This window comes from Rhizobium sp. Root1203, from assembly GCF_001424945.1.
GTDB lineage: Bacteria > Pseudomonadota > Alphaproteobacteria > Rhizobiales > Rhizobiaceae > Rhizobium.
Genome location: NZ_LMCW01000031.1, coordinates 1 through 16,966 on the forward strand (window position 1 = coordinate 1; position 16,966 = coordinate 16,966).

The 16,966-nt window shown below is 56.8% G+C and carries 10 protein-coding genes; 6 read left to right on the top strand and 4 right to left on the bottom strand.

The annotated features are described in order from the left end of the window. Positions 1 to 42 precede the first annotated feature (42 nt). Both ASC97_RS23775 and ASC97_RS23780 read right to left on the bottom strand, forming a co-directional pair. Complete coding sequence (locus ASC97_RS23775; protein WP_057470817.1) at positions 43 to 780, bottom strand: IS1595 family transposase; 738 nt, start codon at positions 778 to 780, stop codon at positions 43 to 45. A gap of 402 nt (positions 781 to 1,182) precedes the next feature. Continuing rightward, positions 1,183 to 1,659 (bottom strand): GNAT family N-acetyltransferase, encoded by a 477-nt coding sequence (locus ASC97_RS23780; protein ID WP_057470818.1) that lies wholly within the window; start codon positions 1,657 to 1,659, stop codon positions 1,183 to 1,185. Positions 1,660 to 2,503: 844 nt separating this feature from the next. Between ASC97_RS23780 and traR the strand changes: the two genes are divergently transcribed. Further along, positions 2,504 to 3,208: an autoinducer-binding transcriptional regulator TraR gene (traR, locus tag ASC97_RS23790; protein ID WP_156390448.1), complete on the top strand. Its 705-nt coding sequence runs from the start codon at positions 2,504 to 2,506 to the stop codon at positions 3,206 to 3,208. Between the two features lie 7 nt (positions 3,209 to 3,215). Here traR and ASC97_RS23795 read toward each other — a convergent pair whose 3' ends face one another. Together ASC97_RS23795 and ASC97_RS23800 are read right to left on the bottom strand one after the other, a co-directional pair. Beyond that, complete coding sequence (locus tag ASC97_RS23795; protein ID WP_244481564.1) at positions 3,216 to 3,515, bottom strand: transcriptional repressor TraM; 300 nt, start codon at positions 3,513 to 3,515, stop codon at positions 3,216 to 3,218. Between the two features lie 282 nt (positions 3,516 to 3,797). Next, positions 3,798 to 4,685, bottom strand: coding sequence for a LysR family transcriptional regulator (locus ASC97_RS23800; protein WP_057470821.1), 888 nt, complete (start codon positions 4,683 to 4,685; stop codon positions 3,798 to 3,800). 207 nt (positions 4,686 to 4,892) lie between these two features. On the opposite strand from ASC97_RS23800, the gene ASC97_RS35605 reads away from it, so the two are divergent. The 5 genes from ASC97_RS35605 (at position 4,893) to ASC97_RS23825 (ending at position 16,965) form a co-directional block, all read left to right on the top strand. After that, on the top strand, positions 4,893 to 5,138 hold the full coding sequence (locus tag ASC97_RS35605; RefSeq protein WP_057470822.1) for a helix-turn-helix domain-containing protein: 246 nt from the start codon (positions 4,893 to 4,895) through the stop codon (positions 5,136 to 5,138). Between the two features lie 193 nt (positions 5,139 to 5,331). Next, entirely contained in the window at positions 5,332 to 6,033 is a 702-nt protein-coding gene (locus tag ASC97_RS23810; RefSeq protein ID WP_057470823.1) for an IS6 family transposase, read from the top strand. Positions 6,034 to 6,439: 406 nt separating this feature from the next. Further along, on the top strand, positions 6,440 to 7,012 hold the full coding sequence (locus ASC97_RS23815) for an invasion associated locus B family protein (protein WP_244481565.1): 573 nt from the start codon (positions 6,440 to 6,442) through the stop codon (positions 7,010 to 7,012). 12 nt (positions 7,013 to 7,024) lie between these two features. Beyond that, positions 7,025 to 8,758 carry a ShlB/FhaC/HecB family hemolysin secretion/activation protein gene (locus tag ASC97_RS23820; RefSeq protein WP_057470824.1) on the top strand — a complete coding sequence of 578 codons (1,734 nt, stop codon included), beginning with the start codon at positions 7,025 to 7,027 and terminating at the stop codon, positions 8,756 to 8,758. A gap of 119 nt (positions 8,759 to 8,877) precedes the next feature. Beyond that, a complete protein-coding gene (locus ASC97_RS23825; RefSeq protein WP_443216773.1) occupies positions 8,878 to 16,965 on the top strand; it encodes a hemagglutinin repeat-containing protein in 8,088 nt (2,695 codons plus the stop codon). The last annotated feature ends 1 nt before the right edge of the window (position 16,966 follow it).

The window sequence follows — 16,966 nt, forward strand, 5'->3', positions numbered from 1 at the left end:
AAAAGCCAATCCCTTGACCAAACCCTGATCAGAAAACCATACTTAGAGGTGGCTCACTTCTCGGTGGAAAAACCGGCTCAGTTCCGCGTGGAAACCAACACGCAGTCCCATGTAGCGCGTGTCTTCCTTCCACGACAGCATCGCCATGTACCAGTCGAGGTACTTCGTCGAAAAGCGGTGGTTGATTCCCTTGTAGGCCTTCTCGACACGGCTGAAGAAGCTCTCGATCACGTTCGAGTTCGTTCCGTCGTCCTCCTGATACTGCAGGCTGTGGTTCACGCGGGTCAACTGCACGAGGCCGATGAGATCGTCATACGCCTTGTGCTCGTCGGCGATCAGGAGCGCCTTCGGGTCGACATGCTTGGCGACAGCCGCCCAGGCGTCCTTGCCGTTCTCGTCCATGATCACTCGCGTCAATGTCCTGTCCGGAGCGTGTCGGTTGGCCTCTCTGAGCGCCAGAACGCACAAGCGCTTGCCGTTCTGGTTTTCCTTCTTACGCCCGTCCTTGCGCTCTTCCTTCTTGTTCGCCTTGCGAAGCACGCCGCCGACATACTTGCCGTCGAGCTGCACGGTGCCCTGAAGCTTGATCGCACCGCGACGAAGGCCGACAGCCTCGCGGAGCTTATGCAGCAGGACATAGGCAGTCTTGTACTGGACGTTTAGCTTGCGGCTCAAATGGAGCGCTGCCATGCCCTTGGCAGCCGTGATCTCCTCCCAGATCGCCATGATGATCTTCTTGAACGGCAGCTTTCGATTGGCGAAGACCGTTCCGGATGTCACCGAGAACTCGGCGCGGCATTCCGGCTCCGAGCAGCGGAAGCGGCGACGCCGGACGCTGTAGGGCTCCAGGCGGAAGTCGACGAACAGACCGTAGGCATCGTCTTCGGTGAGAGACCAGACCTTCTCGGGATCGAGATCGCGGCCATCCGGGCGCAGTAGCGGATGCTGTCCGAAACCATCCTTTGGATCAGGCCAAGCGCAACGGTCGTATTTCGAACCTCCGGTCTCCTGCAGAGAAGGGGTCGTAGGAGTTCGGCCTCAGGATAGGAATTCGCTTCTGGAGCATGTTCAGATTTCCGGTCGATACGCAGGACATAGGCGGACAACCCCGTCGAAGGACGGAAGCAAAGGTCAGCGCTCTATTCGTATCGATCTGAACATGCTGGACCAATACCAGGCCCTCTACCGGGAGTCGAGTCGCTTTGACCGCTCCATGAGGAAGTGGGTTGAAGTGCGCCCTATCTCAACGAAGTCATTTCGTCGGTAGAGGCTACCAACTGGGTTCCACAGAAGATATTCAAGGCGAACGGGGATGTCTTCGTTGTCCGCAAGTTCGAGGCAGTGGGCAAGAATTTTCGAGCCGATGCCGAGTCCTCGAAATGAGTCGATCAAATAGAATTCACCGAAGCGGACGAACTCCGGTAGCAATTGAAGCGAGAGAGTTCCAATTGGCCGTCCATTTTGCTCGATCTGACAGAATGGCTTCTCGCGCAATCGCTGCTCATGGACTTGGCGTTGGAACTTTTCATTCCATCCCCACCGCTGAATGATGTGAGGACCGAGGGCCTGCTTCTTCGCCTGGAATGAGAACTCAAGCTCGTCATCCGTTGGGGTGAGCATCCGAAATTTCAAATCGGGGGGAAGGTCAGGAACTTTCATAGGATCGAGCCTACCCTCAAGCGATCAGCCCGTCACCTCCGTTTTCGCTCGACGACTTCGCGGCAAGTGACACCGCCAAATGCTTTGTGGCACTTGCTCCATAATGCTGCATGTTTCCCTAGCCACTCTTTCGAGTATTTCACGCATTCGTCGGGACGCCAATGTTATATTGGTTACCGGAAATATGGATAGCTTTTCACGCTTTACCGTGCCGACCTTACGACTCGACCAGCACTTTGATGCGGTCAGCAACTCGTTTTACGAGGGACGGTTGAAGACCGACGATGGTGGCGCCTTGTTCATAAAATACGCTGACCGATTGGGCGCCTGCATTGAGGATTGCGTTCTAATCGACGATTCCAAGGAAGTCTGCTCTATCTTCTCTGACCTGGGTGGAACGCCCTTCCAAGTAACTGCAGAGCGCACGACAGATGCCATCCTGGACGGTTTGCTTAGGTCTTGACGACCAATGAAGTTGCGTTTTTGCCAATGACAGCTGTTGACGCTTTGTTGCCATCGCTGACACGGCATTTTCCGAGGCGGCAAGACACGCTTGGTCAAGGTGCGACTGGGACACCGCTCTTACCCGGCACCGTCATCCAGGCTGCAATGACCAGGCTGAGGGCAAAGCCATAAGTGGCTATAATTTGAGTTCTGGACTACCGTTTGTATGGCGTCCACGAAGGGATAGACACGGATCGCAATGTCGCGACGCGACTCCGCTCCCTGGCCAATATATGGTGGTCGCAAAATGATCCATCCCCCGGCAAAATGCTCGCCATACTGGAAATATTATCATAGATTGCAATTTGACAGTATGGCCCGCCAAAATGGGGATCTCACCTTGGCTCATTGGCTTGATAAATTACTCGATGTCACTATCATCGCGCGCGACCAGAAGACTCTCCAGTCCGCACTTTCTGATGTGGCTGAGCGCTTCGAATTTTCGGGTTACGCCTACATAAATCTTCGTTTCGGTCAGACTTTCGCGATTTCGAACTATCATTCTGACTGGCAAGACCACTATTTCAAGAGCGATCTAAAATTGCTGGATCCGGTCATCCAGCGAGCAAAGAAGCTGTGTCGTGCTTTCTCATGGTCAGGAGAGACCGATATGGGATCCATGTCCAAAGGCGAGTTGGCTTTCTTTGCCGATGCAGCTGACTTTGACATCCGATCAGGAATATCAGTTCCGATTACGCTTCCGAACCGGGGAACTGCGATGCTCACTTTCGCTTCCAGCAAGCCACAACTGGCGTCGGACCACGAGATCGACGCAGTAACCGCGGCTTCTACTGTCGCGCAGATCCATGCGCGCATTGAGTTGCTGCAAGCGACGCCGTCGGTCGAGGAACCGTTCTATCTCAGTCCGAAGGAAGTGATTTTCGCACGTTGGCTCGGGCTCGGCAAAACGGTGCAGGATGTCGCCGATGTCGAAGAAGTGAAGTACAATACGGTCCGCAAGACAATGGAGGAGCTGAGAGGCCGATACGACCTCTGCAACAACACGCAACTTGTGGCGTTGGCTATCAGACGCGGCTTGATTTGATCGGTCGTCAGACTTCCGGTGTCCTGCCGAGAATATCCAGGAGTGTGGTAAGCGCCGACATTTGCGAATGCATTTCGATTGCAGCGTCGAGGTATTCAACATGGGCGAGCGCTGCGGGTTCATGGCCTGCTTTAATATTGGGAGGAAGCTTGTGAAACAGCTTATCGGCTTTGTTCAGGAGATCGCGATGTCTTTTGATCGCCGTCACCGTCAGGTGTTCAACCACGGGTTCCGGCACACCGTTAAGGAGGCCGACAACCGCTCTCAAATTCAGATCGCGTAATTCAGTACGTTCGGTCATCATCATTCCATTTCCGTGAATTTAGCGCGATACGCGCCCAACTTCGGTGAATGGGCAAACGCCCTGCAGTTCGGCCGACGTGCCAATGAAGGCGAGCGCCAATTCACACTATTGCCATCAATACCACGACCGTAGAAGCTTTCCGTTGTTGCTTACCTTTATGGGCATAGAAATGATCGCATTTCCAATGCAGATTTGCACTCAACCCATTGGGTTCATTGAGTTGGGAGGCGCTCAAGCTCTGTTGCGTCCTTTTCCTCTCTCACGGCAGGTACCAATCAAAGCACGTCACCCTCGCCGGACCAGCGACTTCGCGATCTCGACGATATCATCACGAGATGCGGTGGGATCCTCCTTCGACCAGGCAATGCCAAGCCCGATCTTGAAGTCGATCCCCCTCACCTTCTTGAGCACGAAGCTGCGGTTCGGGATATCGGTTGTCCACTCCGGTGCAAAGCCGATACCGAGACCGGCAGAAACGAGAGAGACCAGCGAATAGGTGTCGTCACAGCTGTAGGCGACGTTCTTCGTCAGATCGTATTCCTCGAACTTTTCATTGAAGTATCGCTCGGTGAAGGAGAGGTTCTGCCGGTTGAAGGCAATGATCTTCTGATCGCGCAGATCCTCGATCGAGATCTCGTTGAGTGAAGCCAGAGGATTGCTCCCGGCAACTGCCAGCAGATAGCGCTCATGCGCAACGGAGAAGAAGCGCAGCGATCCGATGTTTTCGACCGGCCTGATGAAACCGAGGTTCAGCTGCCCGGTCTCCAGCCCGCGGATGATGTCTCCGGTATTGCCTGAGGCTATGTGGATGCGGACATCGGGAAACTTGCGGGCGATCTTGCCAAGGAACTGGGGCAGCATGCCCATGGTGGCTGGATAGACGGTGCCGATCTTGATCTGGCGGATGCGGCTTCCACCGGCCGCCCGCGTCAGCTCGGTCGTGAGCTCCATCTCGCTGAGGATGCGGACCGCCCGGTCATAGAAGGTCTCCCCTGCCCTTGTCAGCTCGACCCGACGAGTAGAACGGATGAACAACGGGCAGCCAAGCTCCCGCTCCAGCGCCATGACATGATTGCTGAGCGCAGGCTGGGCGATGTTCATCTTGATAGCAGCCCGACCGAAGTGAAGCTCCTCGGCGACAGCTCTGAAAAGAGATAATTGGCGCAGTTCCATCGAACCGATCTACGAGAAGAGTGGAGAACGAGGCCAAGCCACCGTGACGATAGGTAAAGTTCTGCTATGGTCGGAATCAGCCATGATCCGAGCTCCTGACAGCTTAGGTTGTGGCAGGCTGCATCTGGTGGCTCAAACACCGATGCGGCCGCTTTGAACCTAAATATTGCATGTGAACCAAAAAGTTTCAATGAGAAATCGTAAAAAATGAGCGAAATCACCGGGGCTCAAATTCGAGCGGCGAGAGCTCTTCTTAAATGGACGGCCGAAACCCTCGCTGAGACAGCGAGTGTAGGCCTGTCGACGATAAGGCGCGCAGAAGCCGAGAACGGAGCGCCGTCGATAACAGCCGCAAACCTGAAACTCATCCGGATGGTATTAGAGAGCGCTGGGATCCAATTTCTTCCAAGCAACGGTGGTGGGGTGGGGGTCCGATTCAAACAACCAAGCTAAACTTGTCCTCACTCAAGTGGCGGAAGTCGAAAACAACGCAGCCAGTTCATCAATCGCATAATCTAAACGCGCAGGTAGAGTTGGAAGCGCTAGACCAGTGCAATATCGATTTCATACTGGCGGGTGGGTGAACTCTAACGAGCGGGCATCGTCAACTTAACGAAACGTGGATACCGATGTGCGATGACGGGATATGACAGACCGTGACCCGCTCTATCGCCGCCATCGTTTTCCCGCTGAGGTGATTGCCCACGCCGTGTGGCTCTATTTCCGTTTTCCTCTCAGCCCGCGAATGGTCGAGGACTTGCTGGCTGCCCGTGGGATTATTGTCTCGCATCAAACGATCCGGCTTTGGGCGGAAAAATTCGGGCGAACGTTCGCCAACGAGATACGTCGTCGATCATCCGGTCGGCTTGGGGACAATTGGCACCTCGATGAAGCCGTTGTTTCGATCCGTGGCAAGAAGCATTGGCTGTGGCGCGCTGTTGATCAGGACGGTTTCGTCTTGGACGTTCTTGTGCAAAGCCGCCGAAATGCCAAGGCGGCCAAGCGTCTGATGCGCAAGCTCTTGAAGGCCCAGGGCCGAGCGCCGCGGGTAACGATCACCGATACGCTTCGATCTTACCACGCCGCAAAGCGGGAGATCATGCCCGGTGTTGAGCATCGTTCCCACAAAGGGTTGAACAATCGGGCGGAGAATCCCCATCGGCCAATCCGACGACGAGAACGGATCATGAAGCGCTTCAAGTCTCAGCGCCATCTGCAACGCTTTGTCTCCATCCATGACCCGATTGCCAACCTGTTCCATATCCCGCGCCACGACATCCCAACCAGCCATCATCGCGAACTGCGTTCGGTGGCGATGAACCTGTGGGCGAAAATCGCCCGGACATGAACCGCCATGGCGCAAGCGGGCTACGACTGCCTCGCGCCCTTTAAGTTTACGATGCCCTCAGACGTCGCTTGTTCCCACAGGATCAGTGGGCGAACCCGGCTTACTAAACGCCCATTTCAAGATCCTCATCCCCAAGCTTAGCCACACCGCGACCTTCTGACCCTCAGTGTATCCGACGAGCCCTAGCATCGTCAGCTTCGGCAAGCAGGAGGGGATTGATTGCTTCTCGCAAAACGCCACGACTACTAGCCGTATCGAAGAATAATGCATCCATGGATTGGTTTTTTTGGCTTGTCGGATTGGAAGATGTCCACTAACTAAAACTTCACCGTGTTTTTATGACCGCGTTGCACCAAACTGGGAATGTGAGACTAATGCCGAAATCACACACAGAAACTTCCTCAAGTTGCATTTTGCAATGATTTTATTTCAGCATAAGTCAACCGCGAGAGCATTCGCTCTGATCATTTGCAGTGCATCCGCAGCGTTTCCATCGCAGGCACAGAACGTCGCTCCCAAGGGCCAATTCATCGCTCAGAAATTCGATGACTGGTACTATCGTTGCAGCGGACAACCTAGCGACAACTGTGAGGTTGCGCAAATCGCGCAAGTGCAGAACGGCGGCAAAAACGTCAGCGTCCTCACGCTTGCCATCGCACCGAAATCCGTAGGCACCGGCAAAAAGGCAAAGACAGCTCTGACATTGACCGCGCTGCTGCCTCTGAACGTCTTTCTGCCTGCCGGTTTTTCGATCAACAGGAATGGCAAACCCTTAGCCAAGCTAGCCTACCGAAATTGCAATCAGGCTGGCTGCTGGGCACAGCAGGCGCTCGAGCCTCGCGACATATCGTCACTCGGCGGGAGTGAATCTGCAGAAGGTGTCGTGCGTCTGATGAATGGGCAGGACGTCAACATTCGCTTTTCCCTGAAGGGACTGAAGCAGGCTCTGGAGAAACTCCAAAGCACCAAAGTCAACTAGTCGAGCTGCATCATGATGATGACAGTTCGGTATGCCCCGGCGACGGGCATGGTTCTCCTATTGGGCATGACATTTGCGAGCCCACTCCAAGCACAATCTCCTGCAGACGAGTTCTCTCGTCGGCAAGAGCAACAAACGGAAACCCAGCGGTTGGACGCGCTGAAACGCATCACCCCGAACGCGGCGCCTGCTGCCAATGGTCGGCAGATACCCGTCGCCAGGACCCCCAACGGTCCTTGTTTCGACATCGAAGGCGTCGATGTCGACGGTGTTACGCAAATCTCATTGGCCTCGATCGCGAAGATCACCCGGCGCTACCAGGATCGCTGCATTGGACTTGGCGATATCAATGATCTCTTGCGGGCCGTGACCCATCTCTACCTCGATCATGGCTTCGTCACCTCCCGGGCATACGTGCCCGAGCAGGATGTCAGGGCCAGCAAGCGGCTTCGCGTGATCGTGATCGAGGGAACGATCGACGACATCTACGTGAATGGAAAGCCGGCTCCAAACAACGGCACGGTTGCGACGGCATTTCCACACATGATCGGCAGGATTGCGAACATTCGCGATGTTGAGCAGGGGCTTGATCAAATCAACCGTCTCTCGTCCAACAATGCCAAGACATCAATGTTGCCCGGCGCGAAAGTCGGCACGTCTGTTCTCAACCTCGAAAACAACCCGACGAAGCGCTGGCATGCATCCGCCGCCAACGACAACCTCGGCCAGGAAAGCACTGGGTACGCGCAAAGCTCGCTGCGTCTCGGTCTGGACGATGTGCTCGGCATAAACGATCAGCTTGGGTTGTCTTATCAACGCAGCGGCCCGGACTACCCCTGGGGTGGCGACGGACAAGGCAGCAGCAACAGCTATTCCGTCAATGCCAGCATCCCCTACGGTTATTGGACCTTTTCGGCCAACGGCTCCTGGTATGACTACGAGAGCGCCATTCCGGGGATTTTCGAGGCGATCGAGACATCGGGTGATTCCGGTCAGTTTGGCGTCGGGGCCGGCCGTGTGGTGCTGCGCGACAAGGATTCGATTACAACGGTCCGGAGTGGCCTCACCTACAAGCAGACCGACAACTTTCTCCTCGGCAACCGGATTGAGGTCGGCAGCCGCCGCTATAGCGTCGGCAGCCTCGGCCTGTCCCATTCACGTCGTATGCTGGGCGGTGTATGGGCTTTCGATGCGAGCTACGATCAAGGCCTCGATCTCTTCGGCGCGGTGGATGCCGGTGAGCCCGGCGCCGGCAGCGCCGATCCACGTTTCTCCAAATTCAGCGTCACCCTCAGTATAACCGAACCCTTCGAGATCGCTGGCGCGCACCTGGAGGCGACCTCGCTCCTCAGCGGTCAGTACTCACCAGATAATCTTTTCGGCGCAGAGCAAATATCGCTCGGTGGCTACAGCAATGTTCGCGGCCTGAGGGAGAGCGTGCTTTTCGGCAATAACGGAATGTTCACCCACAACGAGTTCGCCTGGCGCACCATGCCTTGGGCCAATGATGGGACGATCGCCAAAATACTAGGAGAGCTGAGGCCCTACATCGGTCTCGACTATGGCCGTGTCTTCTCCCAGGGCCGCTTCGACATTACCGGTGGCGATCTTTCCAGCTGGACCGCTGGTGCTCGTCTGGTCGGCGGCAGCCTCAACGTCGATCTGGGCTACTCCGACATTCTTTCAAGCAGTACCGCTACCGATGACGCCGGCTTCTTCTACGTCAGCGCGTCAGTCCATTGGTAGCGCCCTGCAAGGACAAAACAGAGCCAGAGAACTGAATTCGCGCGACGCTGTCGGCCGATTGTAATGCGTAAGGAGGCAAAGCAGATATGGAACGAGCAAGCAAAATTGCCTTTCAAGACATGAACGGCAATCGTCAGCAGAACCGAGAGTGCCAATATTTGGCCACTGGGCGCGTCGCAAAGCGATTGCTGGCGTCTGTTCTCAGTCTGGTTCTTGCGCTTCAACCAGTGCTTGTCCAGGCGCAGCAGGTCGCTCCTGACACCACGGCACCATCCGCCAATCAGCCGGGTATCAGTGTGGCTCCAAACGGTGTGCCGCTGGTCAACATAGCCACGCCGAACAGCCAGGGCTTGTCCCACAACAAATACGACAGCTTCAACGTCGGCGCACCAGGACTGATCCTCAACAACTATAATGGCGAAGTCGGAACCTCAAATCTTGGAGGCGTCCTTCCAGGCAACCCAAATCTTCGCAACGCCGGCTCGGCAGGCGTCATCCTCAATGAAGTTACCCGCGGTAGCCGTAGCGCCCTGAATGGGCCAACGGAAGTGTTCGGAGGGCGCGCGGACGTCATCATTGCCAATCCGAAAGGCATTACCTGCAACGGCTGTGGCTTCATCAACACGCCTCATGCGACCTTGACCACTGGCGTACCTGATCTCACAGCCGACGGCCGCCTAAACGGCTTCATTGTCCGTGGTGGCGATGTCACTTTCGGCTCCAATGGTACTAACCTTGCAGCAGGGGTCGGCGCGGTCGACCTTTTCGACGTCGTCTCCCGAACTATCAGCGTCAACGGTCCTATCTTCGGCAAAGATTTGCGACTGACGGCCGGAAAAGCGAAGTTCGATTACGCAACGGGTAAAGCAACAGATCTTGATACAACGACGGGCACACCGGAATACGCCATAGATGGCTCGGCGCTGGGCGCCATGCAGGGCGACCGCATCAAGATGGTCGTTACGGAAAAAGGAGCCGGCGTGCGGATGCATGCCGACATGGCCGCCAATGCCGGCGAACTATCCCTGTCGGCCGACGGGCGTATTTCCATCGGCAATGCATCCGGCAGCCAAGGTGTAGCAATTACCTCGCATCGTCGCGTCGATGCCGGAAACCTGACGTCAAAGGCACATGTCGTCGTTAAGGCAAAGGAGGGCATTACACTTCACTCGATCGCAGCGGACCGCGATGTGTCACTCGATGGGGGCACAGGCTTGATTTCGCTCTCCGGCGACACGTCGAGCCTAGGCAGCATCCAGATATCGGCCGGTGACGTTGCAACCGGCGACCTCAGATCCGGAAGCTCCGTTGCGGTGGCCGCGGTGTCGGGCGACATATTCATCGGGGACGTATCGGCAGCAGCAGGCGACCTCACCCTTTCCGCCATCAGTGGCGCGATTGCAGCCGGCACGTTGATCAGTACCGACAACCTCGCAATCACAGCCGGGCTCGATATTGCGCTCTCCGGGGATGCCATGGCAGGCGGAAATGTCGCCATGTCTGGCAGAAGTGTGAGCGTCGGCGGCATCACTTCGGGTTTTGATGTCGCTGCGACCGCTGCCGCGACCTTGGGTGCGGTTGTGCTATCGGGCACCGGCGACCTGACCCTTTCTGCGACCGCCGGCAACATCGAGGCACGTCAACTCCTCTCGGCGGGAGAGCTCAAGGCTACGGCGTCTCGAGACATCAGCGCAAACGCTATCAGCCACAAGTCCCTCAAGCTTGATGCCGGCAATGTGATTACACTGACCGGTCAATCGTTGGCTGCGTCCGATGTATCCGTCCAGGCAAACCAGTTGAACATCGATACGCTCATCTCCGGTGTCGATTTCGATGCGACGACGCTTTCATCGTCCGGAAGCATCGTTGTCGGGACCGACGGCACGCTTCTTCTTGTCGCCACGCAAGGGTCGATTGCGGCAAGGAGTCTGTTCAGCGCCGGAGACCTATCAGCGCATGCAAGCCAGGATATCACCTACGACAGTCTTCAAAGTTACGCCGATGCAAATCTTGCAGCCGACTTGGGCATCATCAGCCTCGAAAATATCACGCGCGCCGCAGGCGACATATCCGTGGCCGAGCGGGTTGTTGACCTTAGCGACGGACAAAGCGGAATAAGCACCGCCGGGACGCTTAGGATTAAGGCAAACAGCGCGAATTTCTCCGGTAGCACGTTAACCTTTGGCGGTCTCGACATCACGGTCGGTGGAACAGCCAACGTCAAGGATGCCACGCTGAATGCAACCTCGTCATCGGGGGGTAGCGGCGATCTGTTGATTTCCGCCACAACCCTCGCAGCCAACATGTCGACGAACCTGCGGGCAGCGGGCGATCTTGATCTGACGCTACCATTCTTCACCAATTCAGGAGAGCTTGCAGCAGGCCACGATGTGACGATCACGACTTCTGGCGATCTGACCAACGCAGCCACCGGCCTGATTTATGCCGGACATGACGCCAACATCTTTGTCCTCGGTGACATGCTCAATGATCAGGGCGCCATCTTGGCAGGGCATGATCTATCCATTGCGGGAGATGCCGGCGGCACCAGAAGCGGATCTATCACCAATCGTGCCGGGCTGCTGCAGGCTGGCAATGATGCCGCCCTTGTCACGAGCAACCTCGTCAATGAGCGGTCGAGCGTGCCGGCGCTCACCAATGTCCTCGTCTCCTCAGGAGTGGTGTCCAGATTTTCGCTCAATCCGACCGCCGCCGGACTGCCTTTTGCCTATATGGAATCGGCAGACCAGAATATGTACCAACTCTATCCGGGCATGAACCCGCCGCAGTTCGCCGACTACCAGCCGCTTCTCTGGTCGGTTGCGACGCTTCCTGATGGCACGACTTACCACGCCTGGACCTGGATTAGCGGGAACGGCCCGACGGCCGTCGCACCGATCTTCAACTGGATCAAGGATCGAGTGCCGAAAGATGCGAATGGCAATCCGATCCTCGATCCAAACAACCCGTCGCAATATTTCATCGTCGACCAGGTGATGCTTGGAGGTGTAGCCGACACCAGTACCACGTACACATTCGACGGCGGTGCCAATCTCAGCCAGTCGGTCTATGAGGACAGGTTTGCGTGGCCGCTGGGTGCACAGGGCCTAATCCAAGCCGGCGGAAACCTGACGGTCGATGCAACCACCCTTACCAACAGCTACAGCGCAATTGAGGCGGGCGGAAACGCGACGCTGAAAGGCAATGTCCTCAACAACCGGGGCGTCTCCCTCACCCGCACCACCACCACGACCTGCCATGCCGACGGCGCATGCGAAGGCTATGACGCGTCGGGCACGCGCAATCCCTCCAAGGACATTGCCAACGGCACGACAATCATCAACAAGACCGAATCGATCGGGGGTGCGTCGGCGACAATCAAGGCCGGCGGCGCCGTTAACATCTCCGGCTTTGCTGCGATCAACAACACGTCGGTGGCGGGATCGATCGCTGGAGCGAGCAACGTCGCTCCGTCCAACAGCCACGCGGACCCAACCGCCGTCCTGTCAGGCATATCGGCTGGAGGTGCGCTATTTACACTCAACGCCGCAGCCGGTGGTGCTTCCGGGGCAGCCCTGCAGCTCGCTCTCGCAAATTCGACGCCCAAGCCGCAGTCGGGCGGCTTTGGCGGCACTATTCCTGGCCAGACCTTCCTGTTTGAAACGCGTGCACAATTCCTGGATGTCGGTGCGTTCTACGGGTCCAGCTATTTCATCAGCCATCTCGGGTACCAACCCGACACCGAACGACCTTTCCTCGGGGATGCCTATTTCGAGAACCAGTATATCGACCAACTCCTGAGGCAGACGACCGGCCAAGGACTCGGCACCGCCTCGTTTATTCCCGGCAGCGATGCTGTCGAGCAGGTCAAGACGCTCCTGGACAACGGTCTGCAATATGCCACGGATCATGGCCTCAACATCGGGCAGACCCTCACGGCCGATCAAGTGGCCTCCTTGACCGAACCGCTGGTGTGGTACGAAACGCAGACCATCGATGGCGTGTCTGTCCTTGCACCTGTGGTTTACATTCCGAACACCGACATGGCGCAACTGACTGCTGCCGGTGCTCTGATTTCCGGTGGTTCCGTGCGTGTCGACGATGGTACCATCAGCAATTCCGGTGCGATGGTTGCCGACAGCCGTCTGTCAGTTTCCGGATCGACGATTTCCACCAACGGCGGCACCTTCAAAGCGAGCGGCGACGTCACGCTTGCCGCTTCTGGGACCATTACACTTCAAGCGCAATCTTTGGATCTCGGAGTCGAAGCGGTCGTCAATTCGAATGCCGCGGTTGTCGCGGGCGCTGATGCGACACTTACCGCCGGTTCGGATCTCGCGCTCAAAGGTGCGGCTGTCAAAGCCGGCGGCGACCTGGCGGTAGTGGGTCGGGACGTTACGCTGGATTCGCTGAAGGTCGCAGTCGGCGCCCAGCAGAATGCCTCGGGAACGCAATTGGCGAGCGGTGGGGCACTGACGATCGCTGCGGCCAACGACGTCAATGTCATCGGCAGCTCGGCAAAAGCCGGAACGACGCTTGATGTCACTGCCGGGCGTGGTTCGGTCAACGTCATTACCACCAGCCTCGATCGAAACACCGACGACGGATACAGCAGGACGTCCTCGACCGATCAGCAAAAGTCACAACTGGGTGCCGGCACCGATGCGACGATCAAAGCCGGAGACAGCATTCTCCTCTCCGGCTCATCGGTCAACTCTGGCGGCGACGCTGTACTTCAGGCTGCAAACACGATCAACGTTACCGTATCTCAGGGCGAATCCGACCCCCGTTTCGGCAAGAATACGTCCTCGACCTTTAGCCACAGCGGCTCCGAGATTGCGGCCGGAGGGGCGATCAGCGCAACAGCAGGCCAGGATCTCAGCATCGTCGGTAGCAAACTGACAGCCGAAGACACGGTCGACCTCAAGGCCGGCGGCGATGTGACGATCGCTCAGGCGACCGATTCGAGTACGCTCGATCTGCAGTCCTCGACGAAGAAGGGTGGTTTGTTCGGCTCTAAATCAGCCTCGACCAGCCATCTGGAGACAGAAACAGCGGTTGGGTCCGCAATCAGCGGCGCTGCTGGCGTCACGATCGTGTCTGGAGAGAACACCCAGATATCCGCCTCAACGATTCAGGCGGGGACGGACCAGACGAAGGCCAACCTGACTGTCACCACCGGTGGTGATCTGATCGTCGCGGCGGCTGAGGACATGGCCACTCGTGACGATCAGAAGAACAAAAGCGGCTTCCTCAGCAAGGGTGGATCTTCTTATCAAAGCTACGACGAATCCACCGTCGCCTCCAAGCTCGGTGCTTCCGGCAACGTCACCCTGAACGCAGGTGGCAACGCTGTCATTGCCGGCTCAATGGTGACGGCCGGCGATGCCATCACCGCCTCCGCCGACAGCATCTCTGTGATCGGCGCTCAGGAACGGCATCAGCTCGAGATCGAACGCAAGAAGTCCGGTCTGTTCGCCGGATCAGGAGACGGCTTTCTTTCGCTTTGGGGCAAAGAGCAGAAGGATCTCAGTCAAGCGTCGGAGTTGAATATTGCCTCTCTGCTGTCGGCTGGTACCGATCTGACGCTCAAGGCGCGCGAAAGCGACATCAACATTATCGGCTCCGGTATAACCGCAGGACAGGATATCGCCCTCGAAGCTGCCCGCGATGTCAACATCACGCCGGGTGCGGAAAGCGCGTCCTCGGCAGAGAAAGAGAAGCGCTCAGGCTTCGGCATCGCTTACAGTTCAGGCGACGGCAGTGCCTCGATTGGCATTGGGTTCGGCAAGTCGGTCGATCAGACCGCCCAGTCCTCAGCGACCAACGCAGTGTCCTCCCTGTCTGCCGGTCGCGATTTGACGATATCGGCCGCACGCGACGTCAACTTGCAGGCGGCACAGGTTTCGGGTGAGCGGGATGTCGCCATCCTGGCAGAGCGCGATGTCAATCTTCTATCGGCCCAGGACCAGACGAACTACGAGCAATTGCATGAAGAGTTTTTCGCAGGCATCAGTCTCTCCGTGTCAACTTCACTGCTAACCACGGCTCAAAGTGTCGGTAGTGCGGCCAAGAAGATCGGCGAAATCTCAGATGGGTACTCCACTGCAAATGCGGCCTTTGCCTCACTCAAGGCCTACGATGCGCTCGACAAGATCGCAAAGGGTGGCAACGTCGTGTCGGCGTCACTCACAGTGGGATTCACCTACGAAAAGGAAAAGGAGGCGGCTCAATCCTCTGTTTCAGTCCTGACCGACATACGCGGAGGACAGTCTGTAACGATCGAGGCCGTCTCTGGGAATCTTACGAGCCACGGAGCGCAAATCGCAGCGGGTTACGATGCCGATGGCGCGGTTGTCATCTCGGATAATGGCAAAGCTGGCGATATTGCGCTGAAGGCTGGCAAGGATATCATTCTCGAGATCGCACAGGCGACCACCAGTTCATCGACGAGCAACACGTCAGGAGGTGCAAGCCTCGGCGTTTCCGCGGGCGTAGGCATCAAGGGTGTCAATGCCGGACTGACGGATAGCGCCAATGCGTCGGTTGGAAGATCCAACGCCGATGGTACCACTCAGGTCAATAGTCACGTCAACGGTACCGGTGACATCACCGTGGAGTCGGGACACGATACGCGTCTCGCGGGCGCGGTTGTCTCCGGCGACACCGTGACAGCAAATGTCGGTGGTAATCTTACAATTCTCTCCGTACCCGACACCGGTGCAAATTCAAACCGCTCCGTTTCCGGTGGCTTTAGCCTCGGCGGCGGACAGGTTTTGTCCGGCGTGCGGATTGGCGGCGGCAGCGGCTCCGGCCAAACGAACTGGATCGCGGAGCAATCGAGCCTGATCTCCACTGGGGCGATGGACGTCGCGGTTGGCGGAAATACCCATCTCGGCGCTGGCAAGATCGTCTCTGAGTCAGGCAATCTCCTACTCGACACTGGCACGCTGACTTACGACAACTTCGAAGGCCGGATTGGATACGAAGGTTTCAGTGCCGATCTCGGCGTCGATCTCTCCAGTGGCAAAGACCAGAACGGCGAGTCTACCACCAACCACACGCTAGAAGGCTCCTATCGGCTCGACGATACTCGCCAAACGGTGCGCGCAACCGTCGGTCCCGGCGACATCATCATTCGCGATGAGGAAAAACAGGCCGCTCTCGCAAAGGACGGTAGCACCACACGCCCGCTCAATGAACTCAACCGCGATCCCGACAAGGCCTACGAGCTTACCAAGGACAAGCATGTCGAGCTCGACTTCTACCTATCCAGCAACAGCTTGCGGGCCGTCGGGAACGGTATCAAGGAGGCAATCGAGCCGGGCGGCTTCATCGACACTTATCTCCTTGGCAAGAAACTGACCCAGGAAGAAGTCGCGAACATCAAGTCGGGTCTTGCCGCGCTTGCTAATGGAGGATCCCTTGGAGGCTGCACTCAGCAACAAGGGTTCAATCTTTTCGACCTAATCGTGGCACCAGCCTATGCTGATGACTTCTTGACGGATTGCACAATTCGTCAGCGGGACGGCGAGCTCATTCATCTCGGCATAAAGTCTTATCAGGATTGCCAAGATGCCATCTACGCCTACCTGAACACAATCGACCCTAAAACCCGTTCGAACATCCTTCAAAACGCCGGCTTTGCCTTCGTCGTTGATCATCCTCTAGATGTAGAAAGTTGGATAAAAGGTGACTGGTTACTAGACGCAATCAGGAAACTCGATAGCGATGACCCCAATGGCGCGAATGCGAAGGCGTATGCGCAAGGGCAGAACGCCGCCGCCCTCGTCGGCGAGCAGCTTCGCGGAAAACGCTGGGAGATTTGGCAAGACACGTCGATTTCCTGGAGCGTCAAAATCGATCGCCTTGAGGCTACCGGTCTTGATGTGAACACGATCATCGCGATGGCGATGATCGGAGTCGCCACGAGCGGCGGAAAAATGTTGGGTGCGAACGGGGCGCAATTTGCCAGTAAGACAATTTGGAAGGGCGGCGGGAGAGAGCGTATTGACGTAGAAAACCCCAATCCCGGACAAAGGCCGGGACAAATTCACTATCAAGACAACAACGGCAACAAATATCTTTATGATCCGGCGTCGAATTCGTTCCCCGGAGCGCCGAAATCAGTGAACAATTTGCTGACAAATCCAAGCTTTAGCGCAGCCATCCAAAAGGGCCTCAAGAGCTATCTAGGTGAAATGTGAT